The 25154-nt window shown below is 65.2% G+C and carries 15 protein-coding genes and 1 pseudogene; 8 read left to right on the top strand and 8 right to left on the bottom strand.

Going from position 1 to position 25154, the window contains the following annotated elements:
• The first annotated feature begins 43 nt into the window (after nt 1-43).
• The 4 genes and pseudogenes from R2N11_RS12555 to R2N11_RS26400 all read left to right on the top strand — a co-directional run.
• Nucleotides 44-1411: an NHL repeat-containing protein gene (locus R2N11_RS12555; protein ID WP_316681282.1), complete on the top strand. Its 1368-nt coding sequence runs from the start codon at nt 44-46 to the stop codon at nt 1409-1411.
• 254 nt (nt 1412-1665) lie between these two features.
• Complete coding sequence (locus R2N11_RS12560) at nt 1666-3063, top strand: NHL repeat-containing protein (protein WP_316681283.1); 1398 nt, start codon at nt 1666-1668, stop codon at nt 3061-3063.
• Nucleotides 3064-3518: 455 nt separating this feature from the next.
• Nucleotides 3519-5201 carry a ShlB/FhaC/HecB family hemolysin secretion/activation protein gene (locus R2N11_RS12565; RefSeq protein ID WP_316681284.1) on the top strand — a complete coding sequence of 561 codons (1683 nt, stop codon included), beginning with the start codon at nt 3519-3521 and terminating at the stop codon, nt 5199-5201.
• 18 nt (nt 5202-5219) lie between these two features.
• Nucleotides 5220-5675: pseudogene (locus R2N11_RS26400) on the top strand (two-partner secretion domain-containing protein); the annotation flags it as partial.
• A gap of 158 nt (nt 5676-5833) precedes the next feature.
• Here the strand turns inward: R2N11_RS26400 and R2N11_RS12575 are convergent.
• The 4 genes from R2N11_RS12575 to R2N11_RS12590 all read right to left on the bottom strand — a co-directional run bounded on the left by R2N11_RS12575 (nt 5834) and on the right by R2N11_RS12590 (nt 12103).
• On the bottom strand, nt 5834-6175 hold the full coding sequence (locus R2N11_RS12575; RefSeq protein WP_316681286.1) for a hypothetical protein: 342 nt from the start codon (nt 6173-6175) through the stop codon (nt 5834-5836).
• A gap of 243 nt (nt 6176-6418) precedes the next feature.
• Nucleotides 6419-6700 carry a hypothetical protein gene (locus R2N11_RS12580; RefSeq protein ID WP_316681287.1) on the bottom strand — a complete coding sequence of 94 codons (282 nt, stop codon included), beginning with the start codon at nt 6698-6700 and terminating at the stop codon, nt 6419-6421.
• Between the two features lie 49 nt (nt 6701-6749).
• A complete protein-coding gene (locus R2N11_RS12585) occupies nt 6750-7199 on the bottom strand; it encodes a hypothetical protein (protein WP_316681288.1) in 450 nt (149 codons plus the stop codon).
• 635 nt (nt 7200-7834) lie between these two features.
• Nucleotides 7835-12103, bottom strand: a complete 4269-nt coding sequence (locus R2N11_RS12590) for a hypothetical protein (protein WP_316681289.1) — start codon at nt 12101-12103, stop codon at nt 7835-7837.
• 49 nt (nt 12104-12152) lie between these two features.
• Between R2N11_RS12590 and R2N11_RS12595 the strand changes: the two genes are divergently transcribed.
• Nucleotides 12153-12395: a cadherin repeat domain-containing protein gene (locus R2N11_RS12595; RefSeq protein WP_199033193.1), complete on the top strand. Its 243-nt coding sequence runs from the start codon at nt 12153-12155 to the stop codon at nt 12393-12395.
• A gap of 12 nt (nt 12396-12407) precedes the next feature.
• On the top strand, nt 12408-13751 hold the full coding sequence (locus tag R2N11_RS12600) for a methyltransferase family protein (protein ID WP_316681290.1): 1344 nt from the start codon (nt 12408-12410) through the stop codon (nt 13749-13751).
• 65 nt (nt 13752-13816) lie between these two features.
• Here the strand turns inward: R2N11_RS12600 and malQ are convergent, their stop codons facing one another.
• The 3 genes from malQ to treS are packed head-to-tail and all read right to left on the bottom strand — an operon-like array spanning nt 13817 to nt 21507.
• The gene (malQ, locus tag R2N11_RS12605; protein WP_316681291.1) at nt 13817-16093 is read right to left on the bottom strand and encodes a 4-alpha-glucanotransferase; all 2277 of its coding nucleotides are present in this window, start codon (nt 16091-16093) and stop codon (nt 13817-13819) included.
• A 9-nt stretch (nt 16094-16102) separates the two neighbouring features.
• Nucleotides 16103-18016 carry a malto-oligosyltrehalose trehalohydrolase gene (gene treZ / locus R2N11_RS12610; RefSeq protein WP_316681292.1) on the bottom strand — a complete coding sequence of 638 codons (1914 nt, stop codon included), beginning with the start codon at nt 18014-18016 and terminating at the stop codon, nt 16103-16105.
• A complete protein-coding gene (treS, locus tag R2N11_RS12615; RefSeq protein ID WP_316681293.1) occupies nt 18013-21507 on the bottom strand; it encodes a maltose alpha-D-glucosyltransferase in 3495 nt (1164 codons plus the stop codon). The genes treZ and treS overlap by 4 nt, the downstream gene beginning before the upstream one ends.
• A 380-nt stretch (nt 21508-21887) precedes the next feature.
• Between treS and ahpC the strand changes: the two genes are divergently transcribed.
• Both ahpC and ahpF read left to right on the top strand, forming a co-directional pair.
• Nucleotides 21888-22451: an alkyl hydroperoxide reductase subunit C gene (ahpC, locus tag R2N11_RS12620; protein ID WP_199032869.1), complete on the top strand. Its 564-nt coding sequence runs from the start codon at nt 21888-21890 to the stop codon at nt 22449-22451.
• Nucleotides 22452-22577: 126 nt separating this feature from the next.
• Nucleotides 22578-24152, top strand: coding sequence for an alkyl hydroperoxide reductase subunit F (gene ahpF, locus R2N11_RS12625; RefSeq protein ID WP_199032870.1), 1575 nt, complete (start codon nt 22578-22580; stop codon nt 24150-24152).
• A 63-nt stretch (nt 24153-24215) separates the two neighbouring features.
• On the opposite strand, the gene R2N11_RS12630 is transcribed toward ahpF, so the two are convergent.
• Nucleotides 24216-25103, bottom strand: a complete 888-nt coding sequence (locus tag R2N11_RS12630; protein WP_199032871.1) for a LysR family transcriptional regulator — start codon at nt 25101-25103, stop codon at nt 24216-24218.
• Nucleotides 25104-25154 lie beyond the last annotated feature (51 nt).

Consider the following 25154-nt stretch of genomic DNA (forward strand, 5'->3'; position numbering starts at 1 on the left):
ATCCCCTGCGATTTCAGGGGTGGTTCATTTGAATATCAATCTCATGAAAACCAATACTGTGTACCGTGTCCGGCTCTGCGCTGCGGCGGCCATTTCTCTCTTCCTGGTGGCCTGCGGCGGCGGGGACGATACGCCTAACGCGAGTGCAGCTCCCCAGGCCCCTGCAACGCCCACTACCCCCACGTACACGATTGGGGGCACCATCGCCGGTCTGCAGTCCGGCACGAAGCTGGTGCTGCTGAACAACGGCGGCGATGCGCTGACCCAATCGGCCAACGGTGCATTTACCTTTGCAACGTCGGTTGCCTTCAACACGGGCTACGCTGTATCGGTAGGTACCCAGCCGCTGGGACAATCCTGCACGGTGAGCAATGGCAGCGGCACGGCTACCGCCAACATAACCAACGTGGCGGTGACCTGCGCGGCCGCTCAGGCGCAGGTTACCGCGCTGGCCGGCTCGACCACGAAAGGCCACGCTGACGGCACCGGCTCTGCCGCGTCCTTCTTTGGCCCAATCGGGGTGGCGGTGGATGCCAGCGGAAACCTCTACGTGGCCGACTCCAACAACAACATGATCCGCAAGATCACGCCGGCGGGTGTGGTGTCCACGCTGGCCGGTTCGACGACGGCGGGCCACGCCGACGGCACCGGCTCTGCCGCGTCCTTCTACCAACCAATCGGCCTGGCGGTGGACGCTAGCGGCAACGTTTACGTAGCCGACTCCAACAACAACATGATCCGCAAGATCACGCCGGCGGGTGTGGTGTCCACGCTGGCCGGTTCGACGACGGCGGGCCACGCCGACGGCACCGGCGCTGCCGCGTCCTTCAATATCCCATCCTGCGTGGTGGTGGATGCCAGCGGCAACCTCTATGTAAGCGACGCCTTCAACAACCAGATCCGAAAGATCACGCCGGCGGGCGTGGTGTCTACGCTGGCTGGTTCGACGACGGCCGGCCACGCCGACGGCACTGGCTCTGCCGCGTCCTTCAGCGCCCCACGTGGCATGGCGTTTGACGCTAGCGGCAACCTCTACGTGGCCGACCAAGGCAACAGCATGATCCGCAAGATCACGCCGGCAGGCGTGGTGTCCACGCTGGCCGGCTCGACCACGCGTGGCTTTGCCGACGGAACTGGCTCTGCTGCATCCTTCGCCAACCCAAGCGGCGTGGCAGTGGATGCCAGCGGCAACGTGTACGTAGCTGACTATGCCAACAACGAGATCCGCAAGATTACCCCGGCGGGCGTGGTGTCGACGCTGGCTGGCTCGACCACGAGCGGCTCCGCCGATGGCACCGGTTCCGCTGCATCCTTTAACGGCCCATATGGCGTGGCAGTGGATGCCGGTGGCAACGTTTACGTGGCCGACGTCTTCAACAACATGATCCGCAAGCTTGTACCGGTGCAGTAGAGGGCGCAGTGCGGATGAGGCCGGGCGAGATGACGGCATTGCGGTTGCCTCGGCCCCCTCAACTGTTCGCCCAGCGCGATGGGACGCGCGTGCCGTCGGTCCATGCCGCGTAAGAACAACCTGAGCCTTACCGCAAGGTGAGCAACGCAAGTCGCCCGGCGCTTTGTTGCGCAAACGATCAACCTGTGCCGGCGGCAACTGTTATCGACCAATTCCCTGCCATTTCAGGGGGGGCCCAATTGGATATGAATCTCATGAAGCCCAACACTGTGTGCCGTGTCCGCCTTTGCGCTGCAGCGGCCATTTCTCTCTTCCTGGTGGCCTGCGGCGGCGGGGACGATACGCCTAACGCGAGTGCAGCTCCCCAGGCCCCTGCAACGCCCACTACCCCCACTACCCCCACTACCCCCACTACCCCTACCCTCACGTACACGATTGGTGGCACCGTTGCGGGCCTGCTGTCCGGCACGAAGCTGGTGCTGCTGAACAACGGCGGCGATGCGCTGACCCAATCGGCCAACGGTGCATTTACCTTTGCAACGCCGGTGGCCTTCAATGCGGGCTACGCCGTATCGGTAGGCACCCAGCCGCTGTGGCAGTCCTGCGCGCTGAGCAATGGTAGTGGCACGGCCACGGCCAACATGACCAACGTGGCGGTGACCTGCGCGGCCGCTCAGGCGCAGGTTACCGCGCTGGCCGGCTCGACCACGAAAGGCTATGCCGACGGCACTGGCTCTGCTGCGTCCTTCTCCTTTCCCTATAGTGTGGGGGTGGACGCCAGCGGCAACGTCTACGTGGGTGACTGGGGCAACAACGTGATCCGCAAGATCACGCCGGCGGGCGTTGTGTCCACCCTTGCGGGTTCGGCCAAGCCTGGCTTTGCCGACGGTACCGGCGCCGCTGCGTCTTTCAACGGCCCAGGCGGTGTGGCGGTGGACGCTAGTGGCAACGTCTACGTAGCCGACCATGGCAACAACACCATCCGCAAGATCACGCCGGCGGGCGTGGTCTCCACGCTGGCGGGCTCGCCTTTCCCTGGCTATGCCGACGGCACCGGCGCCGCCGCGTCCTTCTACTACCCGACCGGTATAGCGGTGGATGGCAGCGGCAACGTGTATGTGGCCGACCGCAACAATCATGCGATCCGCAAGATCACGTCAGCGGGCGTGGTATCTACCCTGGCGGGTTCGACCACGCCTGGCTCTGCCGATGGCACCGGCACCGCCGCATCCTTCCGCTTCCCCAATAACCTGGCGGTGGACGCCAGCGGCAACGTCTATGTGGCCGACCAAATGAACAACACCATCCGCAAGATCACGCCGGCGGGCGTGGTGTCCACGTTGGCCGGCACGACCACAAGCGGTCATGCCGACGGCCCCACTGCTACCGCGTCATTCAACAGCCCAACCGGCGTGGTGGTGGACGCCAGCGGCAACGTCTACGTGACCGACGCGGGCAACTCGAGGATTCGCAAGATCACGCCGGCAGGCATGGTGTCCACCCTGGCCGGCTCGCTGTCTGGCCACGCCGACGGCATCGGTTCCGCTGCATCCTTTTCCGGCCCGGAAGGCTTGGCGATAGACGCCAGCGGCAACCTATACGTGGCTGACTCCAGCAACAACATGATCCGCAAGCTTGTACCGGTGCAGTAGAGGGCGCAGTGCGGATGAGGCCGGGCGAGGTGACGGCATTGCGGTTGCCTTCGTCCCTTGAGCCATTCGCGTGGATCAAGGGGCGGCAACACGCCGTCTGCATGTGCCGGGTGCCGTAAGTCGACATCCATCTTCCCGCGCGCAAGCGATCGGCCTCAGAGAGCGGGAGGCCGACGCACGGCGCCAGTGAGTCGAATCGTACTGGGCCTGCGCACGCGCATATCCGCTGCACAGGCCGTTGCTCAATTGCCACTGAGACTGCTCTTCAAATCCTCCCCACGCACGCAATTTCGCGCTGCATTACCACCAGTCCGCGCGCTGCGGTAGCTCATGTCAGGACTTGTCAGCTTTGCCCGCAGCCCCTTGGCTAGAGTGGGCGCCTGTAAAAAAGCGTTCGACTTGTCTCTCCAATGCGCAATCCCGCCTCCCGCTTTTCTGGTCGCATGCCTGCAGGCATGCGGCAACTTGTTGGCCTGTGGCTGACCACGCTGGCCGCCGCTCCGGCCCTGGCGCAGACGCCACCCGATGCCGGCGCGCTGCGCCAGCAGATCGAGCCCGCTTTGCCTCCGGCCCTGCCTCAGCCCGTGGCGCCGGACCGCACCGCACCGCTGCCACCTATGCGGCAGCAAGGCGAGGCGACCGTTACCGTCAAGGCATTCCGCTTTGCCGGCAATACCTTGATGAGCGAGGCGCAGCTTGCGCCGGTGGTTGCAGGCTTTCTGGGCCGCGCGTTGAGCTTCAACGAACTGCAGGCTGCGGCCACAGCCGTGGCCAACGCTTATCGTGACGCAGGCTGGGTTGTGCGGGCCTATCTGCCCGCGCAGGACGTGCAGGCGGGCGTGGTCACCATCCAGGTGGTGGAAGGGGTGTTCGGCGGTGTGCGCATCGAAGGGGCTGGGCCGCAGCGCGTGAGCCGCGAGCGCATCTTGAATACCTTTGCGGCGCAGCAGGCGGTAGGCCAGCCGCTGAATACGCAAACGCTGGATCGGGCATTGCTGCTGGCGAACGATCTGCCGGGCGTGTCGCTGGTGGGGCGTCTGCAGCCCGGCGCGCAGGAGCAGGAAACGGATCTGGCGCTGAACTTCGTGCAGACGCCGCTGGCGACGGGCGATGTGGCGATCGACAACCAGGGCGCGCGCTCTACCGGCGCAGTTCGGCTGGTGGGCAACGCCAGCGTGAACAGCTTGGCGGGACTGGGCGACCAACTGCTGGCCAACGGCCTGTTGAGTGAAGGCTATCGCTACGCAAGGCTGGGCTATACCGTGCCGGTGGGCTACGACGGCTGGCGCGTTGGCGCCAACGCCTCACGGCTGGATTACCGGCTGGTGACCGACGACTTCAAGGCACTGGGCGCACGCGGCAACTCCAACACGGTTGGCCTGGAGGCCAGCTATCCGCTCATCCGCTCGCGCCAGCGCAACCTGTACTTCGTCGTCAACTACGACCACAAGACCTACGACAACGAGGCCAACCAGGTCACCACCAGTCGCTATTTCGACAACACACTGAGCCTGGGTCTGAGCGGCAATGCGTTCGACAACCTGGGGCGCGGTGGCTCCAACACGGCCAGCGCGATCTTCACTGGCGGCAACCTGAACCTGGGCCAGTCGCCCACGCAAGCGGCAGACGCCATGACCGCGCGCACGGCGGGCCAATTTCTGAAGTTGCGCTACGGCCTGTCGCGTCAACAGGTGCTGACCGATGCGTTGTCGGCCACGGCCTCGCTGTCGGGGCAGATGGCCAGCAAGAACCTGGATTCTTCCGAGAAGTTCTATCTGGGCGGTCCCAGCGGCGTGCGCGCGTACCCGATTGGTGAGGGCGGCGGCAGCGAGGGGCAAATGGTCAACCTGGAGCTGCGCTGGCGCTTGCCCTATGGCGTGTCGCTGTCGGGCTTCTATGACTGGGGCCACGTCACCATCAACCGCGACAACAACTTCCCTGGCGCGCCGCTGGTCAACAGCGTCCACCTGCAAGGGGCGGGGCTGGGCGTGCAATGGCAGCCCGGTCGCGGTGTGAACCTGGGCGCTGTCTGGGCGCATCGCATTGGCGGCAATCCCAACGCCACGCCGTCTGGCAAGGATCAGGACGGCTCCCTGATCAAAAACCGCGTTTGGCTGACCGCCAGCCTGTCGTTCTAATTTCCCTGGATTCCAAGCATGAACAAGATCTATCGCCTGGTTTGGAGCGAGCTCGTGCGCGCCTGGATCGTTGTGGCAGAAACCGCGCGAGGCCGTGGCAAGGCCGGCCGCCGCTTGGGCGGCGGCGCAAGGCGTATCCGCCTGGCCCTCAAGCGGCTGGTGGTAGCACTGACCAGCATCGGCCTGGCGCATGCCGCGCCGCCGGCACCGAACCAACTGCCCATCGGCGGGCAGGTAACGGCCGGGCAGGCCAGCATCAGCACCAGCGGCAACACGATGAACGTCACGCAGACCTCGCAGAACGCGGTGGTCAACTGGCAGAGCTTCAATCTGGGTAGTGCCGCCACGGTCAACTTCCAGCAGCCTTCGGCCAGCGCGGCCATCCTCAACCGCGTGCTGGACAGCAACCCCAGCCAGATCTACGGCCATATCAACGCGCCGGGGCAGGTGTTCTTCGTCAACCCGTCGGGGATGTATTTCGGGCCGACGGCCAGCGTCAACGTCGGCAGCCTGGTGGCGACCACGCACGGCATCAGCAACGCCGACTTCATGGCGGGCAACTACCGCTTCACGCGCAATGGGGCCACGGGCAGCGTTGTCAATGATGGGCAGATCAACGCGGCACTGGGCGGCTATATCGCGCTGCTGGCACCGGAAGTGCGCAACCACGGCGTGGTCGTCGCCCAGCTTGGTACCGTCGCGCTGGCAGCGGGCGAGACGTACGAACTGCAGTTCAGCGGCAACCACACGCTGGCCAACATCCAGGTGACGCCTGCCACCATCGCCGCGCTGGTGGAGAACGGCAACGCCGTACGTGCGCCTGGCGGGCTCATCATCCTGTCGGCGCAGGCGGTTGACCGCCTGCAGGGCGGCGTGGTGCGCAACACCGGCACGCTGGAGGCCACGGGCCTGACCAGTGACGGCGGCACCGTGCGCCTGCTGGCCAGCGACACCATCCAGCAGAGCGGTGCCATCAACGCTGATGCAGCCGCGCAGAGCGCAGGCAAGGGCGGCAGCGTAATCGCGATCGCAGACCTGGGCAACGCCAACAGTCAGACCACAGTGGATGGCACCATCAGCGCACGCGGTGGCAATCTCGGTGGCGATGGCGGCTTCGTGGAGACGTCAGGCTCGCACGTGAAGATCGCGGACAGCGCGATGGTGGATACGCGTGCGCCGCAGGGGCGGACCGGCAACTGGCTGATCGACCCGAACAACTACAACATTGCAGCATCGGGCGGCGACATTACAGGCGCTGCACTGAGCGCGAAGCTGGCCACCAGCAACATCACAATCAGCTCCACTGATGGCGCCACGACGGGCAACAGCTCCACCGATAACGGCAGCATCAATGTGAACGATGCGGTGACGTGGAATGCCAACACGCTGACGCTGAACGCACAGAACAACATCAACTTCAACGCCGTTGCCAGCGTGAGCGGCCAGGGCTCGCTGGTGATGAACACCGGTACCTCGGTCAGTGGCGGTACTGTGCGCATGGGCGTGAGCCTGAATGCTAGTGGCTTCACGGGGCGGCTCGACTTCAGTTCAAGCGGCAGCCTGACCATCAATGGCAATGTCTACACACAGATCACGTCGCAGACGGACTTGCAGAACCTGTCGCTGAATGGTCACTACTTTCTCGGCGGCGACGTAGCACTGAGTGGAGTCTTCACCCCAATCGGCATGGCCGGCGCCAACCTTGGTGCATTCACCGGTGCGTTCGATGGGCTGGGGCACCAGATCACGGGGCTGGAAATCAACCTGCCGACCACCGACCAGGTGGGACTGTTCTCGCAGAACAAGGGCGCCATCCGCAATGTTGGCGTGGTGCTGGGGGCGGCAGGGGTGGCTGGGCAGGGCGACGTGGGCGGCCTGGTCGGTTATCAGAGTCAGGGGAGCATCGACAATAGCTATGTCACTGGCAGCGGGACGGTCACGGGTTCCGCTGACAACGTTGGCGGGCTGGTGGGGCGCATGGAAGGCGGCCTCGCCCATAGCTATGCCGCGGTCAATGTGTCGGCTCCGGGTGCCAATAACGTGGGTGGCGTGGCTGGCTATGTCACTGGAGCTCCAGGTTTGGTCACCTGGAACTACGCCACGGGTTCCGTGATCGGCAATACCTACGTTGGTGGGCTGATCGGCAGCATCGACACCCTGAGCGGCATTAGCACGAGCTTCTCGACCGGGGCGGTCACAGGCGTGGACAGCGTCGGCGGCCTGATTGGCGCCATACCATCGGGTGTCATCAGCTATAGCTACGCCACGGGTGCCGTGACCGCCAGCGGAGGCGCCGCAGGCGGGCTGCTAGGCACCTACACGGGGGAGGGCGCCGGAATGTATGGCGGAGCGAGCATCTGGGACAGCTACGCAACGGGAGCGGTGACCGGCATGTCGGCAGCAGGCGGCTTGGTCGGAAGGGCTTCGGATGGACTCATCATTCAGTATGTCTACGCTGCTGGGCGTGTGAAAACGACTGACATTAGCGGAACTACCGGCGGCCTTGTCGGGTATCTTCAACTCACTCAGGTGACAAGTGGCCCCTCCATCAACGGCCACTGGGATGGTCAGACGACTGGCCAGAACAGGATGACGGACTATGGGCAGCAAACCGGTATGGATGGCTTGCCTGTTTATATCCCGGACACGGGGATGTGGTTGACGACCGCGGCCATGAAGGACCCGACTGGCGCTTTGAAGTACATGCTGGCCAGGAAGCTGGGCACGGGGCCGTCGGACGGGCCGGTGTGGGGCTTTCCGGCGACGAGTGCGGTCAACCAGGGGTACGCCGTACTCTGCATTTTCGGTAACTGCGCACCCAGCAGCAGCTCGGGCTCATCGAGCGGTTCGGGTTCATCGAGCGGTTCGGGCTCGTCGAGCGGATCGGGTTCATCGAGCGGTTCGGGCTCGTCGAGTGGTTCGGGTTCATCGAGTGGTTCGGGGTCATCGAGTGGTTCGGGGTCATCGAGCGGTTCGGGTTCATCGAGTGGTTCGGGGTCATCGAGCGGTTCGGGTTCATCGAGCGGTTCGGGGTCATCGAGCGGATCGGGTTCATCGAGTGGTTCGGGGTCATCGAGCGGTTCGGGCTCGTCGAGCGGTTCGGGTTCATCGAGCGGTTCGGGCTCGTCGAGCGGTTCGGGTTCATCGAGTGGTTCGGGGTCATCGAGCGGATCGGGCTCATCGAGCGGTTCGGGTTCATCGAGTGGTTCGGGGTCATCGAGCGGTTCGGGTTCATCGAGCGGTTCGGGTTCATCGAGTGGTTCGGGGTCATCGAGCGGATCGGGCTCATCGAGCGGATCGGGGTCATCGAGCGGTTCGGGGTCATCGAGCGGTTCGGGTTCATCGAGCGGTTCGGGTTCATCGAGCGGTTCGGGTTCATCGAGCGGTTCGGGCTCGTCGAGCGGATCGGGTTCATCGAGCGGATCGGGATCGTCGAGCGGCTCGGGATCGTCGAGCGGCTCGGGATCGTCGAGCGGCTCGGGATCGTCGAGTGGTTCCGGATCATCGAGCGGCTCGGGCTCATCGAGTGGATCGGGTTCTTCTAGCGGTAGTGGATCATCCGGCAGTTCGTCGGGAAGCTCCGGATCGTCGAGTGGATCCCCAGTACCGATTCCGCCGCCTCCGCCGCCTCCAGCACCTGTTCCAGTGCCGATGCCGTCACCGCCGCCTCTGGATTCACCCTCTGGCAGTTCGAGCGGCAGCGGTTCGTCCTCCGGTAGTGGCTCATCGTCTGGTAGCGGCAGTTCATCCAGCGGCAGCGGTTCCTCGTCCGGCAATGGCGGTTCGTCGAGCAGCAGCTCCAGTGGCGGCAAGCCCGATGACGCGGGCTCTTCGAGTGGCAGCGGATCGTCCAGCGGAAGCGGTTCCTCGTCTGGCAACGGCGGTTCGTCGAGCGGCAGCTCCAGCGGCGGCAAGCCCGATGACGCGGATTCCTCGAGCGGCAGCGGTTCGTCCAGCGGCAGTGGCTCGTCGTCTGGCAACGGCAGTTCCTCGAGCGGTAGCTCCAGCGGTGGCAAGCCCGATGACGCGGGTTCCTCGAGCGGCAGCGGTTCGTCCAGCGGCAGTGGCTCGTCGTCTGGCAACGGCAGTTCCTCGAGCGGTAGCTCCAGCGGTGGCAAGCCGGACAACACAAGCTCGTCGAGCGGCAGCGGTTCGTCCAGCGGTAGCGGCTCCTCGTCTGGCAACGGCGGTTCGTCGAGCGGCAGCTCCAGCGGCGGCAAGCCCGATGACGCGGGCTCTTCGAGTGGCGGAGGTTCGTCCAGCGGAAGCGGTTCCTCGTCCGGCAACGGCGGTTCGTCGAGCAGCAGCTCCAGTGGTGGCAAGCCCGATGACGCGGGCTCTTCGAGCGGCGGTGGTTCGTCTAGCGGCAGTGGCTCGTCGTCCGGCAATGGCAATTCCTCGAGCGGCAGCGGTTCGTCCAGCGGCGGTGGCTCGTCGTCTGGCAATGGCAGTTCCTCGAGCGGCAGCTCCAGTGGTGGCAAGCCCGATGACGCGGGCTCTTCGAGCGGCGGTGGTTCGTCTAGCGGAAGTGGCTCCTCGTCCGGCAGTGGCAGTTCGTCGAGCAGCAGTGGTTCGTCCAGTGGCGGAGGCTCATCATCGGGTAACGGCGGTTCATCCAGCGGTAGCGGCTCCTCGTCTGGCAACGGCGGTTCGTCGAGCGGCAGCTCCAGCGGCGGCAAGCCCGATGACGCGGGCTCTTCGAGTGGCAGCGGATCGTCCAGCGGAAGCGGCTCGTCGTCTGGCAACGGCGGTTCGTCGAGCGGCAGCTCCAGTGGTGGCAAGCCCGATGACGCGGGTTCCTCGAGCGGCAGTGGCTCGTCCAGCGGTAGCGGCTCGTCATCGGGTAACGGCAGTTCCTCGAGCGGTAGCTCCAGCGGTGGCAAGCCGGACAACACAAGCTCGTCGAGCGGCAGCGGTTCGTCCAGCGGCAGTGGCTCCTCGTCCGGCAACGGCAACTCGTCGAGCAGCAGCTCCAGCGGTGGCAAGCAGGACAACGCAAGCTCCTCGAGCAGCGGTGGCTCGTCGTCCGGCAATGGAAGCTCGTCGAGCAGCAGTTCCAGTGGCGGCAAGCCCGATGACGCGGGCTCTTCGAGCGGCGGAGGTTCGTCCAGCGGAAGCGGTTCCTCGTCCGGCAACGGCGGTTCGTCGAGCGGCAGCTCCAGCGGTGGCAAGCCCGATGACGCGGGCTCTTCGAGTGGCAGCGGATCGTCCAGCGGAAGCGGCTCGTCGTCCGGCAATGGCAGTTCCTCGAGCGGCAGCTCCAGTGGTGGCAAGCCCGATGACGCGGGCTCTTCGAGCGGCGGTGGTTCGTCCAGCGGAAGCGGTTCCTCGTCTGGCAACGGCGGTTCGTCGAGCGGTAGCTCCAGCGGTGGCAAGCAGGACAACGCAAGCTCCTCGAGCAGCGGTGGCTCGTCCAGCGGCAGCGGCTCCTCGTCCGGCAACGGCAACTCGTCGAGCAGCAGCTCCAGTGGCGGCAAGCCCGATGACGCGGGCTCTTCGAGCGGCGGTGGTTCGTCCAGCGGAAGCGGTTCCTCGTCTGGCAACGGCGGTTCGTCGAGCGGTAGCTCCAGCGGTGGCAAGCAGGACAACGCAAGCTCCTCGAGCAGCGGTGGCTCGTCCAGCGGCAGCGGCTCCTCGTCCGGCAACGGCAACTCGTCGAGCAGCAGCTCCAGTGGTGGCAAGCAGGACAACGCAAGCTCCTCGAGCAGCGGTGGCTCGTCCAGCGGCAGTGGCTCGTCGTCCGGCAATGGCGGTTCGTCGAGCAGCAGCTCCAGCGGCGGCAAGCCCGATGACGCGGGCTCTTCGAGCGGCGGTGGTTCGTCTAGCGGAAGTGGCTCCTCGTCCGGCAGCGGCGGTTCATCCAGCGGTAGCGGCTCCTCGTCTGGCAATGGCGGTTCGTCGAGCAGCAGCTCCAGCGGCGGCAAGCCGGATGATGTGAGTTCGTCGAGCGGCGGTGGCTCGTCCAGCGGCAGCGGCTCCTCGTCCGGCAACGGCAACTCGTCGAGCAGCAGCTCCAGCGGCGGCAAGCCCGATGACGCGGGTTCATCGAGCGGCAGCGGTTCGTCCAGCGGCGGTGGCTCGTCGTCTGGCAATGGCAGCTCGTTGAGTAGCAGCTCCAGCGGTGGCAAGCAGGACAACGCAAGCTCCTCGAGCAGCGGTGGCTCGTCCAGCGGCAGTGGCTCCTCGTCCGGCAACGGCAACTCGTCGAGCAGCAGCTCCAGCGGCGGCAAGCCCGATGACGCGGGTTCATCGAGCGGCAGCGGCTCCTCGTCCGGCAATGGAAGCTCGTCGAGCAGCAGTTCCAGTGGCGGCAAGCCCGATGACGCGGGCTCTTCGAGTGGCGGTGGTTCGTCCAGCGGTAGCGGCTCTTCGTCCGGCAGTGGCAGTTCGTCGAGCAGCAGTGGTTCGTCCAGTGGCGGCGGCTCATCATCGGGTAACGGCGGTTCATCCAGCGGTAGCGGCTCCTCGTCTGGCAATGGCGGTTCGTCGAGCAGCAGCTCCAGCGGCGGCAAGCCCGATGACGCGGGCTCTTCGAGCGGCGGTGGCTCGTCCAGCGGCAGCGGTTCCTCGTCCGGCAATGGCGGTTCGTCGAGCAGCAGCTCCAGCGGCGGCAAGCCCGATGACGCGGGTTCCTCGAGTAGCGGTGGTTCGTCCAGCGGTAGCGGCTCGTCGTCCGGCAATGGCAGTTCCTCGAGCAGCAGCTCCAGCGGCGGCAAGCCCGATGACGCGGGCTCTTCGAGCAGCAGCGGTTCGTCCAGCGGCAATGGCTCGTCGTCCGGCAATGGCAGTTCGTCGAGCGGTAGCACCTCGCCGTCAAGCGATGCTGCTGCGCAGTCCGGCCGCCGTGCAGCTACCGACAGCACCAACGGCCCCGCTGATGATCCGAACGGCATCTCGGTCACGGTAAGCCTCAAGACTTCGGGCCATCCGACCGATCTCATTGCGGTGTCGGTGCCGAAGGCAATGGCGCGGCCGGGCAGCCACTTCCGCTTTGTGCTGCCCGCACAGGCGGTGCCAGGTGCGGCGAAGGTGACGCTGGCCGATGGCCAGGCCCTGCCTGCGTGGCTGCGCTTCACGCCACAGTCGCGCGCGTTCACCGCCACGTCTGTGCCGGCCGGAGCGCTGCCGGTGCAGGCGGTGATGACGGTGGGTGATGTGCGCGTGCCGTTGGTGATCACCGAGCGCAACCAGTAAATGAGGTGGGATGTGACTGAGAACGATGTAGCCCAGGACGGGCGGCGCCAGGCTGGCGCCACGCCGGATGGGGAGCGCGCCGTGGCAGGTGGGCAGGTGGCGACCAGGCCGCGCTCGGCCACCCATGGCGCGGTGGCCGTGGCCGGGCTGGTGGCTTTCTTGCTGGCCCTGGTCATCCTGCATGCCGATCGGCCTTTCGGCGACGATGTAGTGAAGTCCGCGCTCTTCATACTCGGCATGACCTCGGCGGCAGTGCTGCTGGTGGACCTGCTGTGGCTGAAGGCGTATCGCCGCACGTCTACCGGACTGGACTTCGGCCGCGATCATCCGTCGTGGCAGCGCAGCCTGTTCAAGTTCGCTGGCCTGCTTGGTAGTCTGGGTTTCGTCGCGCTGCTGTACTGGCTGTTCCCGGAGTACCACGGCGATTTCTACGACCGCTACTACGCAATGCTGCGGCTCGTGCTGCCGCCGTGGCTGGCCCTGGCGTTACCCTACCTGTACTTCGTCGACCGCAAGATGGCGCAGCCGTTCGACGGCTACTGGCACCTGGGCCGACTGGTGACCATGCAGTGGGACAAGGTGGATGTCCGCATCGTTGGCCAGCATCTGCTGGGCTGGCTGGTGAAGGGTTTCTTCCTGCCGCTGATGTTCGCCTACATGTGCAACGATCTGGCGCGCTTCCTGGCCACCGACTACAGCCAGCTCAATGGCTTCAAGGCCTGGTTCGACCTCTTGTACGGGCTGTTCTACTTCATCGACGTGGGATTGGTGGCAATGGGCTACCTGCTGGCGCTGCGCATCGCCGACACGCACCTGCGTTCGGCCGAGCCGACCATGCTGGGCTGGGCCGTGGCACTGGTTTGCTACGAGCCGTTCTGGTCGTTGTATGGGCGCCAGTACCTAGCCTATGACACGGGTTTCAAGTGGGGCGCCTGGCTGTGGAACACGCCGCTGCTGTACGGCATCTGGGGTAGCGCCATCCTGCTGCTGACGGCCATCTATGTCTGGGCCACGGTCAGCTTCGGCGCGCGTTTCTCCAACCTGACGCATCGGGGCATCATCACCAATGGCCCTTACCGCTGGACCAAGCATCCGGCTTACGTGGCCAAGAACCTGTCGTGGTGGATGATTTCCATCCCCTTCGTGGCGCAAGGTTCGGGCGATGAGGCGTTGCGCCACTGCTTGCTGCTTCTGGCCGTGAACGGCATCTACGTACTGCGCGCGTGGACCGAGGAGCGCCACCTGTCACGCGATCCCGAGTACGTGGCCTACGCCAGATGGATCGACGAGAACGGGCTCTTCCGCTTCCTGCGTCACTTGCCGTCGCAGAATCGGCTGCGTTATCGCGCGGCCTGAGCGGGACGCCGCACCGCTTTGGCGATTGCCGATTTCGGGGGACCAGTCGGCGAGCCTGCAGCCCGTTACCGCTGCCGGGCGAGCACAGCGAGTCGCGCCTGCACGGCCGGGTCGTCGAGCTGCGCACTGGCCGGTCCGGGCAGCCGGCGGCGCCAGTTGGGGTGGGTCTCAATGGTGCTCGGCAGGTTTGGCTGTTCGGTAAGGCCGAACAGGTCTTCCAGCGGTACGACGGTCAACGGTACAGGAGCGGCGGCAGTAAAGGCCGTGGCGGCCGTGGCGAAATCGTCGGCGGTGGCGTCGAGCGCGATGTCGGCATCTGCTGCACTTGCCGCGCCGGCACGCTCCAGTGCCAACCTCAACGTGGTGATGTGCAACGGAGGGGGATTGCCGTATTGCTCGGCCGCGTGATTGTGGTGTGCGAAGGCTTCCACCAGGGCATGCCGATCGGCCATGCGCTGCACGTGCGCCTGGGCTTCGTCCATGCCAGCGGGCAGCAGACCGAGCTTGCCCTGCCAGCGCAGATCGTTGCCGACCCACCAGCCGGCCAACGTGGATAGATCGTGTGTGCTGGTCATGGCCACAGACGTGCGCGCCCAATCTTGTGGTGGGCGGAACGGCTGTCCGGGCACCGCTTCCTCGCGCTCAAACCAGAGGATGCGCATGCCAAGCAGGCCGGTGTCGGCCAGTTGCCCGCGCAACCCGCCCGGCACGGTGCCGAGGTCTTCGCCAATGACGATGCAGCGGTTGCGCCAGGACTCCAACGCAATCAGCCGTAGCAGATCCTGCAGCGGATAGCGCAGGTACACACCGTCCAGCGCGGATGCCCCCTCCGGAATCACCCACAGCCGCATCAGCCCGAGCACGTGGTCGATGCGCACGCCACCCGGCGTGGACATGACTGCGCGCAGCATCTCGATGAAGGCGGCAAATCCGTGCGAGCGCATGGCACGCGGGCTGAAGGTGGTCAGGCCCCAGTTCTGCCCGTGCGTGTTGAAGAGATCGGGCGGTGCGCCAACCGTTACGCCAATCAGGACTTCCTGCTGCCGGCTCCATACATGGCTGCCCGCGCTGTCGGTGCCGATGGCCAGGTCTGCGATCAGGCCGATGGCCATGCCGGCGTCTTCCGCACCGCGTTGCGCGGCGGCTAACTGGCGCGCCGCGGCCCACTGCAAGAACAGATGGAAATCGACGCCCTCCGCATGGTCATGGGCAAAAGCACGTACCGCTGGGTTGGATGGCGACTGATACGCCGCGGGCCACTGCTTCCAATGCCACGTGTGCGGATCGCGGTTGCGTACATGCGCATCGAGCGCCTCGTAGTGCGCGTGGTCGAGCAGGCTCTGGCCGCGTGCGGCGCAGAACGTCCGGAAGTCTTCGCGCAGGCGCTTGACGTTTTCATTACCGGCGGCCGCCTGCTCCCGCATTTGCCGATGCAGCGCGCGTAGTACCGTCAACCGGGCTGTGGCGCTGGCAGGCCAGTCGATCAGTGTTGCCGCTTCCAATCGGGTGTAGACGTCAGTCAGGCCGTTGTCCGCTATCGCTTGTCGAACGGCGTGCTCGCCGAACAGCGCTGCGGGGTCGATCATCGTTGCGTTGAGAAACAGCCGGCTTGATGGTGAATAGGGCGAGTAGCGTTGCGGTTCCGCGCTGAACATGGCATGCACCGGGCTCAGGGCCAGTGCATCGGCACCATGTTGCGCGAGGCTGCGCGCCAGCGCGCCAGCGTTGGCGTAGCTGCCCAATCCGGCAGAGAGCGGGGCCAATTCAGCCGCGGCACGTAAGCCATAGAGCTGCGCTGAAGACCCCCACAGGCGGGCATCCTGTGTGCGCTTGCGTTCGTGCAGCGCATCGGCCACGGCATAGCAGCGTGGTGGGGCAATGGCGAGCGTGGCGTCGATGCTGCTGCCCGCTCCGGTGTCGATGCGCAATCGGTGGTAGCCGGCTGTCGGCACGGGCGCCAATTGCAGCGTGGCGCGATCTCGATCGGCACCGACGGTGCTTTCAACCGTGGCGCCGCCGTGTTCGTACTCGATGCGGTATGGCCGGCCCTCCAGCGCAGCCCGTTGGCGCGGTGCGGTCACCAACTGGATTGGCTGACCGACGATGCCAGTCACCAGCGCAGGCACAGTCACGTTGTCGGCTTCCGCTCGCAACCGCGCATGGCTGTCTGCGACTTGCGCCGCAGTGCTGGCTGGTAGGCCCAGGCAGCCCAGCACCGTGCGCAGTACGTCGTCATTCACACGCATGGCGCAGCCGGCGGCATCTTCCCAGTCAGCCTGCAAGCCGGCCTGTTGAGCGAGTGCATGCAGCGCGCTGTCGGACGGGTGGGGAACATGATTCATCGCGGTGGCTCAGTTGGAGGGTGGTGCCAACAGTGCGATGCAGGTGTATGCCGGTACATGGTGTGTAGCCAGCATGGCGGCCGCGCCGTCGCGCGATTCGTAGAGCAGATCGGCGGGATTGCCGGCCAACGCAGTCGGCAGTGACACTGGCTGCGCCCCCAGGTTGACCGCGAGTGTCAGTACGCTGCCGTCGCCCAGCCGCCATCGCGCCAGCACGCCGGTGGTGCCTAGCGGCACGGCATCCAACGCGTGTGCGCCCACCAGACGCGGGACGATTTGCGCATGGCGCAACGTCAGCAGCTGGTGCGTGCGGTTTAGCCAGGCGAGGTGTTCGGGGTTGGTGAGTTCCGCCTCGCCGGGCCAGGAGGCTTGGTAGGTGCGCTCATCGTTCGGGTCGGGAATGCGCTCGCGTTTAAGTGGGTCGGAGAACGCTGAGAACCGCCCAAGCTCGCGCCGCCGGCCTTCACGCACCGCATCGGCCAATGCGCCGTGGTGGCTGGTGAAGTAATAGAAGGGCCGCAGGCTGCCCCATTCCTCACCCATGAACAGCAGGGGGATTTGTGGGCACAGCAGCAGCAACGTTTGCGCGGCGTGCAGGGCTTCTGGGTGTGCGAGACGTGTCAGTCGTTCACCGAGCGGCCGATTGCCGATCTGGTCGTGGTTTTGCAGATAGAGCACAAAGGCGGTGGGCGGTAGGGTGCCGCTTGGTTCACCACGCGGGGCGCCGTTGTGCAGCGCAGAGGGCTCGCCCTGGTAGCAGAAACCTTCTTGCAGCACACGCGCCAGGCGCTCTGCGGGGGCGTCGGCGTAAGCCGCGTAGTAGGCTTCGTGTTCACCTGTGAGCAAGGCATGCAGGGCGTGGTGACCGTCGTCATTCCACTGGGCTTCGAACGGGCCAGTCTGCGTCGGCTCGGTTGGGCTACGATCCGGCGGGATGGGGGATGTGGTAGCACCACGCAGCAGTGATGCCGCGTTGTTCTCGTTCTCCAGCACAAGATGCACATAGCGCCCGGGCTCGACTGCCTGGCGTACGCGCGCAGCCAACTCGCTCAGCCAGTCGCGCTCACCAATGGCCTGCACGGCATCCAGGCGCAGGCCGTCGAAGCGATATTCCATCAACCACATCAGCGCGTTCTGGATGAAGAACTCGCGCACGGCTGGCTGGCGAAAATCGAACGCAGCGCCCCAGGGCGTGTGTGTGCCTTCATGGAAGAAGCGGCGTGCGTAGTGAACCAGGTAATTTCCATCGGGCCCGAAGTGGTTGTAGACCACATCCAGGAAGACCATCAGCCCGAGGCCATGCGCGGTGTCGATCAGCGCCTTGAGTTCGTCGGGCGAGCCGTAGCTGGCGTCCGGCGCGAACGGCAGCACACCGTCGTAGCCCCAGTTGCGTGCCCCCGGAAATTCCGCCAGTGGCATCAGTTCGATGGCCGTGACGCCAAGGCGCGCCAGCTCGGGCAGCCGTGCACGTACGCCGTTGAAGCCACCCATTGCGCCGACGTGCAACTCGTACAGCACGGTCTCGTGCCAGGGCCGTCCTTGCCAGTCGGCGTGGCGCCACAGGTAGCGTGACGGGTCGACCACCAGGCTGGGGCCGTAGAGGTCTTGCCACTGCGCACGCGCAGCCGGATCGGGCACGGTGATGGTCACACCGTTGCGGTCGGTCACGCGGTATCGGTAGCACAACCCGGCGCCGATTGGCGCAACGGCTGCATACCAGCCGTCGGGTTCAGCCTCCATGCGCACAGTGTTGTTGCCGTTGCGGGCGTGTCCGGCGTCGATTTCGATCCACGCCTCGGTGGCGTCTGGTGCCCACAGGCGAAAGCGCGTGCGATCCGGACCGAGGCACGTGGCGCCAAATGGCAGTTCATGTGTGAAGCGCGCGCGCGGGGCGGGTGGTGACGTGGGTGCGACAGCAGTCATGGTGTGGGTTCCGGGCGATCGTCGACAGGGACGATTGAGGTGAGCATGGCGGCGGGGTTGGCCGGCTCGGGTTTCGCGCTAAGCAGGCGCCGTGCCGCGTGCACAAGGCCGGCCAGTGGAACCGGCAGCCAGGCCGGCCGGCTGGCGGCGTCCGCACCGAGGTGGCGGGCCGCGTCTTCCAGCAGGAACAGATTGAGCAGTTCCGGGTGGATTGGGCATCCGCCGGCATCGGCATAGGTCTGCAGGAAGTGCTCTGCGGCGGCAGCGCGAAAGCGTTCGAGCAGTTGATCGCGGCGCTCCTGCACGGGCCCCGTCACGTGCTCTGGGCCTTGCCGCACGGCTTCCACCACATCGTCCAGCGAATGCAGCAGGCTCGCCACGTCGCGCAGCGGGCTGTCCTTGCGGCGTCGCACCTCGACCGGTAGCGCGGGGTCGCCACCAAAGTTGCCCAGAAATACGTCCCCTTGCGAGACGAGTACCTCGTCGAGGTGGAAATCTCCATGCAGGCGTGACAGCGTTGTACCCAGCCCGGCCTGGGCCGATGCGCCGATGGCCGTCGGCAAGGTGTCTCGTTGCAACAGCAACCATTCGGCGGGTTCGTGCGTAGCGTGCGTGTCTTGCCACGCCTGCACGTGATTCAGCGCTTGGGTGACTTGCTCGCGCACGCGTGCTGTCCAGTTGCGCACATCGTTGGCATGGGCGGGACGTGTGCCGAAGCGCGGGTCGTCGCTCGGTTGCGCCAGCAATGCATGCAGCTCGCCCAGCCGTGTGCCGATGGCGCCGATCTGTGCCAGAAAGCTCGCTAGCGCTTCGTTGGTGTCGGTGCGCGACTCCAGGGCAGCAACGGGAGCCATGGGCACGACCTCGCCGTCGCCTGCGGGCACGGCTTCCGCCTGCACAGCCAACTCGTCGATGGTGCGGCGCAGGTAGTCGAGCGCCCAGTTCCAGGCGTTGCCCTGGTTGGGCACGTAGCGCTGCAAAACCGCCAGCGTGGCAGGTTCGCCCACCGGGCCGGCGTGTGTGATCTCGCCAATGAGTGCCGCGGTGTTGGCGTAGCCGGCGCGGGTGAGGTGGCGTGACATCTCCGCCTCCGGTTGCGTGCCCGGCCAGACGCGGCGCATCAGCTTGACCGTCACCCGATCGTCGATCACCAGTGCGCTGTATGCATGCTCAGGGGCTACCCACTGCACACTCGCATCAGGGGCCAGCGGCAAGTGGGCTTCGGGCGCAGTGGACTTGGCCGCTTCGGCAATGCCGGGTTCCGGCAGAAAACACACTGTGCCGTCGCTGGCCTGCAGCGTGGCGCCACGCACGAGGTTGGCGAGCAGCGCACGGGCGAAGGTTTCGGTGGTGAAGGCGTCGGTCAGGTAACCAACGTGGCGGCCGCGGCGCACGCGGGCGAGTGCGAGTTGCACCGGCAGCGCGGGCAGGGTGGCGGACTCCCATGCAATCGACAGCGGCAGCAGATAACGCTCGATGCGTTCCACGCCATCTGCATCGCACAGCGTGACGACGACTTCGTTGAAGAACACCTCCGGCCGTGTCGCGCCCGCCAGCGGCCGGTTGGTGGACGAAGCATCCACCGGCACCGCCGCACCCCAGGCGAAGCGGGCACTGCGCAGCACGTCCCTTTCATGCGGCACGCTCTCGTGACCAGCAAACCAGCGGCGCATCGGTAGGTAAGTGGGCAGGACTTCGCGTTCGATTGACTGGCGATGTGCTTCACGCTGGCGCGTGTCGGACAGCGTATCCAGCCCCGAGCGCAAGACCAGCGTCATGAACTCTGGCAACTGCTCGGCGGCCGGTTGTGCCCAGTTTGGGCCGGGTTCGTTCTCGCGCAGTTCCAGCCAGAAGAAGGCATAGGGCTGCAGCGTCAGCAGATACGGGAGTTGCCCAACAGGTGGGAACGCCGTGCCGCCAATCAGCTCGATTGGCACACGCTGCGCGTAGTTCGATAGATCCAACTCCACTGCTTGCGAAGCGCGGGAAAGATTCGCCACGCACAGCATTGGCGGTTCATCTGCCAGCGCGCGAATGTAGGCCAGTATCTTGCGGTTGGATGGCTGCAGAAAATGGATGCTGCCGCGCCCGAATACGCGGTGCTGCTTGCGCGTGGCAAGCAGGCGCCGCGTCCAGTTGAGCAGCGAGTGTGCGTCGCGGCTCTGCGCTTCCACGTTCACGGATTCATAGCCGTACAGCGAGCCCATGATGGCCGGCAGTACGAGCTGCTCGGGGTCAGCGCGCGAGAAGCCGCCGTTGCGGTCGGGCGACCACTGCATCGGCGTGCGTACGCCGTCACGGTCGCCCAGATGGATGTTGTCGCCCATGCCGATCTCGTCGCCGTAGTACAGGACGGGCGTGCCGGGCATTGAGAAGAGCAAGCTGTTCATCAGCTCAACGCGGCGTCGGTCGCGCTCGAGCAGCGGCGCCAGGCGGCGACGGATGCCCAGGTTCAGGCGCGCGCGTCGGTCGCTGGCATAGACCTCCCACAGGTAGTCGCGCTCGGCGTCGGTCACCATCTCCAGCGTCAGCTCGTCATGGTTGCGCAGGAAGATCGCCCACTGGCACGCGTGGGGCACGTCCGGCGTTTGCCGCATGATGTCGGTGATCGGAAAGCGATCTTCGCGCGCGATCGCCATGTACATGCGCGGCATCAGCGGGAAATGGAAGGCCATGTGGCATTCGTCGCCTGCACCAAAGTATTCCTGCGTGTCTTCGGGCCACTGGTTGGCCTCGGCCAACAACAGGCGGTTCTTGAACTCGGCATCCATGGCGGCGCGCAGCTTGCGCAGCACGGCATGCGTTTCGGGCAGGTTTTCGTTGGAGGTGCCCTCGCGCTCCACCAGGTAAGGCACCGCGTCCAGCCGCAGGCCGTCCACGCCCAGGTTCAGCCAGAACTTCATCACGCCGATCACGGCCTTGAGCACGCGCGGGTTGTCGAAGTTGAGATCGGGCTGGTGGGAATAGAAGCGGTGCCAGTAGTAGGCATTGGCCACCGGGTCCCATGTCCAGTTGGAGGGCTCGGTGTCGATGAAGATGATGCGCGTGCCGGCGTATTTCTTGTCGTGGTCTGACCACACATAGAAGTCGCGCAATGCCGAACCCGGCTTGGCCCGCCGTGCACGCTGGAACCACGGGTGCTGATCCGACGTGTGGTTGATGACCAGTTCGGTGATGACGCGCAGGCCGCGCGCATGCGCCTCGGTAATCAGGCGGCGCACGTCGGCCATGGAGCCGTAGTCGGGGTGAACTCCGCGGTACTCGGCGATGTCGTAGCCGTCATCGCGCCGCGGCGAGGGGTAGAACGGCAGCAGCCAGATGACGTCCACGCCCAGCTCGGCGATGTAGTCGAGCTTGGAGATCAGGCCGGGGAAGTCACCGATGCCGTCGTTGTTCGAATCGCAGAACGACTTGACATGCAATTGGTAGATGACAGCGTCCTTGTACCAGAGCGGGTCGTCCACCAGCAGCGCGGTCGGGTTGCGCGTCATGACAGGAGATCCTCCATGAGCCGGCGCTGCAGCAGACGGCGAACCTGCGTTCGACCCGTGGGTGCAATGTGGTCGGCGCGCGGCGGGTTGGCGAATCCTGACTTGCGCAAATGCCGTGCCCGCCAGGCTGTGCCCCGCGCGTGGCCAGCAAAGCCCGCAGATCTAACGGGTGGCGGTGCAGGGGCGGCTCGCCCTTGGGGTGCATCGTGCGCAACTTGTGCGCGGGTTTGTAATTTTGGGCCGGAGGTTGTCCAAGAAGCCGTCACCGACTCCGTGTATAATAGTATTTTGTAATCGAATTGATCGTATCAATCAATTTGTACAATGCGACGGGTCACGATACGATCACTCCCGTCGTCAACCCAACCAACCCAACCACTATGTCGCTGATCAATACTCAAGTCCAACCGTTCAAGGCCCAAGCGTTCCACAACGGCAAGTTCATCGAAGTCTCGGATGAGTCGCTCAAGGGCAAGTGGTCCGTGCTGATCTTCATGCCGGCCGCATTCACCTTCAACTGCCCGACTGAAGTGGAAGACGCAGCCGACAACTACGCAGAATTCCAAAAGGCTGGCGCCGAGGTCTACATCGTCACGACCGACACGCACTTCTCGCACAAGGTGTGGCATGAAACCTCGCCGGCCGTGGGCAAGGCGCAGTTCCCGCTGGTGGGCGACCCGACGCACCAACTGACCAACGCCTTTGGCGTGCACATTCCGGAAGAAGGTCTGGCCCTGCGCGGCACGTTTGTGATCGACCCGCAAGGCGTGATCAAGACGATGGAAGTGCACGACAACGCCATCGCCCGTGACGTGAAGGAAACCCTGCGCAAGCTCAAGGCTGCCCAGTTCGTCGCCAACAACCCGGGCAACGTGTGCCCGGCCAAGTGGAACGAAGGCGCGAAGACCATCAAGCCGTCGCTCGACCTGGTTGGCAAGATCTAAGTCGTAAGGCTGTTTCGCTGCGAAGTTGCAGCACGAAAAACGGCCGGCTCTGCCGGCCGTTTGCTTGAGGGCGGCGACATGTGTCGCGCCCTGTCACAGATTCAAAAACGAATAAAGGAAGTCGTCATGCTGGATGCTGATGTCAAGGCCCAACTGAAGGCCTACCTCGAACGCCTCGTGCAGCCCATTGAGCTGGTCGCCAACGTCGATGACAGCGAGGGCTCCCGCGACATGATGGACCTGCTGCGTGATGTGGCCGAGCAGTCCAGCATGATCGTGCTGACCGAACAACGTGACGCAGCCGAGCGTGCGCCGTCGTTCCTGATCCGCCGCACCGGGGCTGATGTGAGCGTGCGTTTTGCTGCGATCCCGACCGGCCACGAGTTCACCTCGCTCGTGCTGGCGCTGCTGCAAGTTGGCGGCTATGCCCCCAAGCTTGAAGCCGACGTCATCGAACAGATTCGCAATATCGAAGGGGATTTCCGCTTCGAGACCTACATGTCGCTCACGTGCCAGAACTGCCCGGACGTGGTTCAGGCGCTGAACGTGATGTCGGTGATCAACCCGCGCATCCAGCACGTTGCCATTGACGGCGCGCTGTATCAGGACGAAATCGAGCAACGCAAGATCATGGCCGTGCCGACCGTGTTCCTGAACGGCGAAACGTTCGGGTCGGGCCGCATGGGTGTGGAAGAAATTCTCGCCAAGATCGATACCGGCGCTGCTGCGCGTGACGCTGAGAAGCTCGCCGCCAAAGAGCCGTATGAGGTGCTGATCGTCGGCGGTGGCCCCGCCGGTGCGGCTGCAGCCGTGTACGCGGCACGCAAGGGTGTGCGCACCGGGGTGGTGGCCGAGCGCTTTGGCGGTCAGGTGCTGGACACGCTGGCCATTGAGAACTTCATCTCCGTATCGGAAACCGAAGGGCCGAAGTTTGCCGCCGCGCTGGAGCAGCACGTGCGCCAGTACGAGGTCGACATCATGAACGCGCAGCGCGCGGTCAAGCTCACGCCGGCCGATGCGCCGGGCGGCTTTGCCGAGGTGACGCTGGCCAACGGCGCGGTGCTCAAAGGCCGCTCGATCATCCTGTCGACCGGTGCGCGCTGGCGCAACGTGGGTGTGCCCGGTGAGCAGGAATACAAGAACAAGGGTGTCGCCTACTGCCCGCACTGCGATGGCCCGCTGTTCAAGGGCAAGCGTGTGGCCGTGATTGGCGGCGGTAACTCGGGCGTGGAAGCCGCTATCGACCTGGCTGGTTTGGTGAGCCACGTCACGCTGCTGGAGTTCGGCGATCAACTCCGCGCCGATGCGGTGCTGGTGCGTAAGCTGCAAAGCCTGTCGAACGCGACCATCGTCACCAACGCACAGACCACCGAGATCACTGGCAACGGTGAGAAGGTCAACGGCCTGCGCTACACGGACCGCACGAACGGCACGCAGCACGAAGTCGCGCTGGAAGGCGTGTTCGTGCAGATTGGCCTGGTGCCCAACACCGAGTGGTTGGATGGCGTGGTAGAACGCAACCGCTTTGGCGAGATCGTTGTCGATGCGCGTGGTCAGACCAGCGCGGAAGGCGTGTTCGCTGCAGGCGATGCGACCACGACGCCGTATAAGCAGATCATCATCGCTACGGGTGATGGTGCCAAGGCCGCGCTGTCGGCGTTTGACCACCTGATCCGGGTGCCGCTGGCTGAAGCTGCCTGAAGCGGAACGCAGCCGTACCAAGCCGGACCTCGCGATGAGCGGGTCCGGCTTTTTCTTTGGTATTTAACCCGTGGAGCAGAGCAATGCCTGCGCGCGCGCGCTGCACATCTCGACCAGGCGATCACGCAACACGCGCCCCGCGCTGTCGAGGTCGGGCCGCGCGAAGAGCGCCAGTTCCAGCCCGCCGATCTCCGGAAAACCGTCAGCAGCGCTGAGCACGCGATGCCCGGCTTGCATGCAGCTGGCCGGCAGCAGGCTCACGCCCAACCCTGCGGTGACCGCCGCACACAGGCTTGCCAGGCTCGGGCTTGAATACGTGATGCGCCACGCCTGGCCGAGCGATTCCAGCGCGTGCAGCATCTCCTGCCGATACAGTGCGCCCACCGGAAACACCACCAATGGCAGCGCGGGCTGCGTTGGCCCGAGCGGCAGCGTGTGTGGCCGCTCGGCACTGTCAATCCAGCAAACCGGTTCCGCCCAGCGCGCATGGCAGTCGCTATCGGTACCCCATTGCTTGACCAGCAGCATGTCCAAGTCGCCATTGCGGTACAGCCGCAAGAGGTGGTGGGACAAGCCACTTTCGACTTCCAGACGCAGGCGCGGGCGCTCGCGCGCAAAGCTGGCGATGAGCGGCATCAACGCGCCGCTGCCGAGGTCTTCCGGCACGCCCAGGCGGAGCACGCCTTCAGTGTGTTGCGGGCTGAGCGCCTCGCTTGCCTCGCCGGCCAAACGTAGCAGGCGGCGCGCGTAGCCGAGCAGGCGGTCGCCTTCTTCAGTGGGCAGCACCTGCCGCTGGCTGCGATCGAGCAGGCGGCAGTTCAGCTGCTGCTCCAGCCGCAGGATCTGCTGGCTCACCGTCGATTGCGTGAGGTGCAGGTGCTCTGCCGCCCGCGTGAAATTGCCAGTGTCGACCACCGTGACGAAGCTGCGCAGCAAGATCAGATCAATCATTTGATAACCCACTGATGTGCATTCAATCATTTAATTTGAACATACATCAGG

This window comes from Ralstonia flaminis (genome assembly GCF_958415495.1).
Lineage (GTDB): Bacteria > Pseudomonadota > Gammaproteobacteria > Burkholderiales > Burkholderiaceae > Ralstonia > Ralstonia flaminis.

What these genes read in the sequence shown, in the direction of transcription:
- R2N11_RS12555 (WP_316681282.1), top strand. Translation starts at nt 44, where the DNA reads ATGAAAACCAATACTGTGTACCGTGTCCGGCTCTGCGCTGCGGCGGCC.
- R2N11_RS12560 (WP_316681283.1), top strand. Translation starts at nt 1,666, where the DNA reads ATGAAGCCCAACACTGTGTGCCGTGTCCGCCTTTGCGCTGCAGCGGCC.
- R2N11_RS12565 (WP_316681284.1), top strand. Translation starts at nt 3,519, where the DNA reads ATGCGGCAACTTGTTGGCCTGTGGCTGACCACGCTGGCCGCCGCTCCG.
- R2N11_RS12575 (WP_316681286.1), bottom strand. Translation starts at nt 6,175, where the DNA reads ATGGCACCGCTCTGCTGGATGGTGTCGCTGGCCAGCAGGCGCACGGTG.
- R2N11_RS12580 (WP_316681287.1), bottom strand. Translation starts at nt 6,700, where the DNA reads ATGCGCACAGTACCGCCACTGACCGAGGTACCGGTGTTCATCACCAGC.
- R2N11_RS12585 (WP_316681288.1), bottom strand. Translation starts at nt 7,199, where the DNA reads ATGGGCGAGGCCGCCTTCCATGCGCCCCACCAGCCCGCCAACGTTGTC.
- malQ (WP_316681291.1), bottom strand. Translation starts at nt 16,093, where the DNA reads ATGAATCATGTTCCCCACCCGTCCGACAGCGCGCTGCATGCACTCGCT.
- treZ (WP_316681292.1), bottom strand. Translation starts at nt 18,016, where the DNA reads ATGACTGCTGTCGCACCCACGTCACCACCCGCCCCGCGCGCGCGCTTC.
- treS (WP_316681293.1), bottom strand. Translation starts at nt 21,507, where the DNA reads ATGACGCGCAACCCGACCGCGCTGCTGGTGGACGACCCGCTCTGGTAC.
- ahpC (WP_199032869.1), top strand. Translation starts at nt 21,888, where the DNA reads ATGTCGCTGATCAATACTCAAGTCCAACCGTTCAAGGCCCAAGCGTTC.
- ahpF (WP_199032870.1), top strand. Translation starts at nt 22,578, where the DNA reads ATGCTGGATGCTGATGTCAAGGCCCAACTGAAGGCCTACCTCGAACGC.
- R2N11_RS12630 (WP_199032871.1), bottom strand. Translation starts at nt 25,103, where the DNA reads ATGATTGATCTGATCTTGCTGCGCAGCTTCGTCACGGTGGTCGACACT.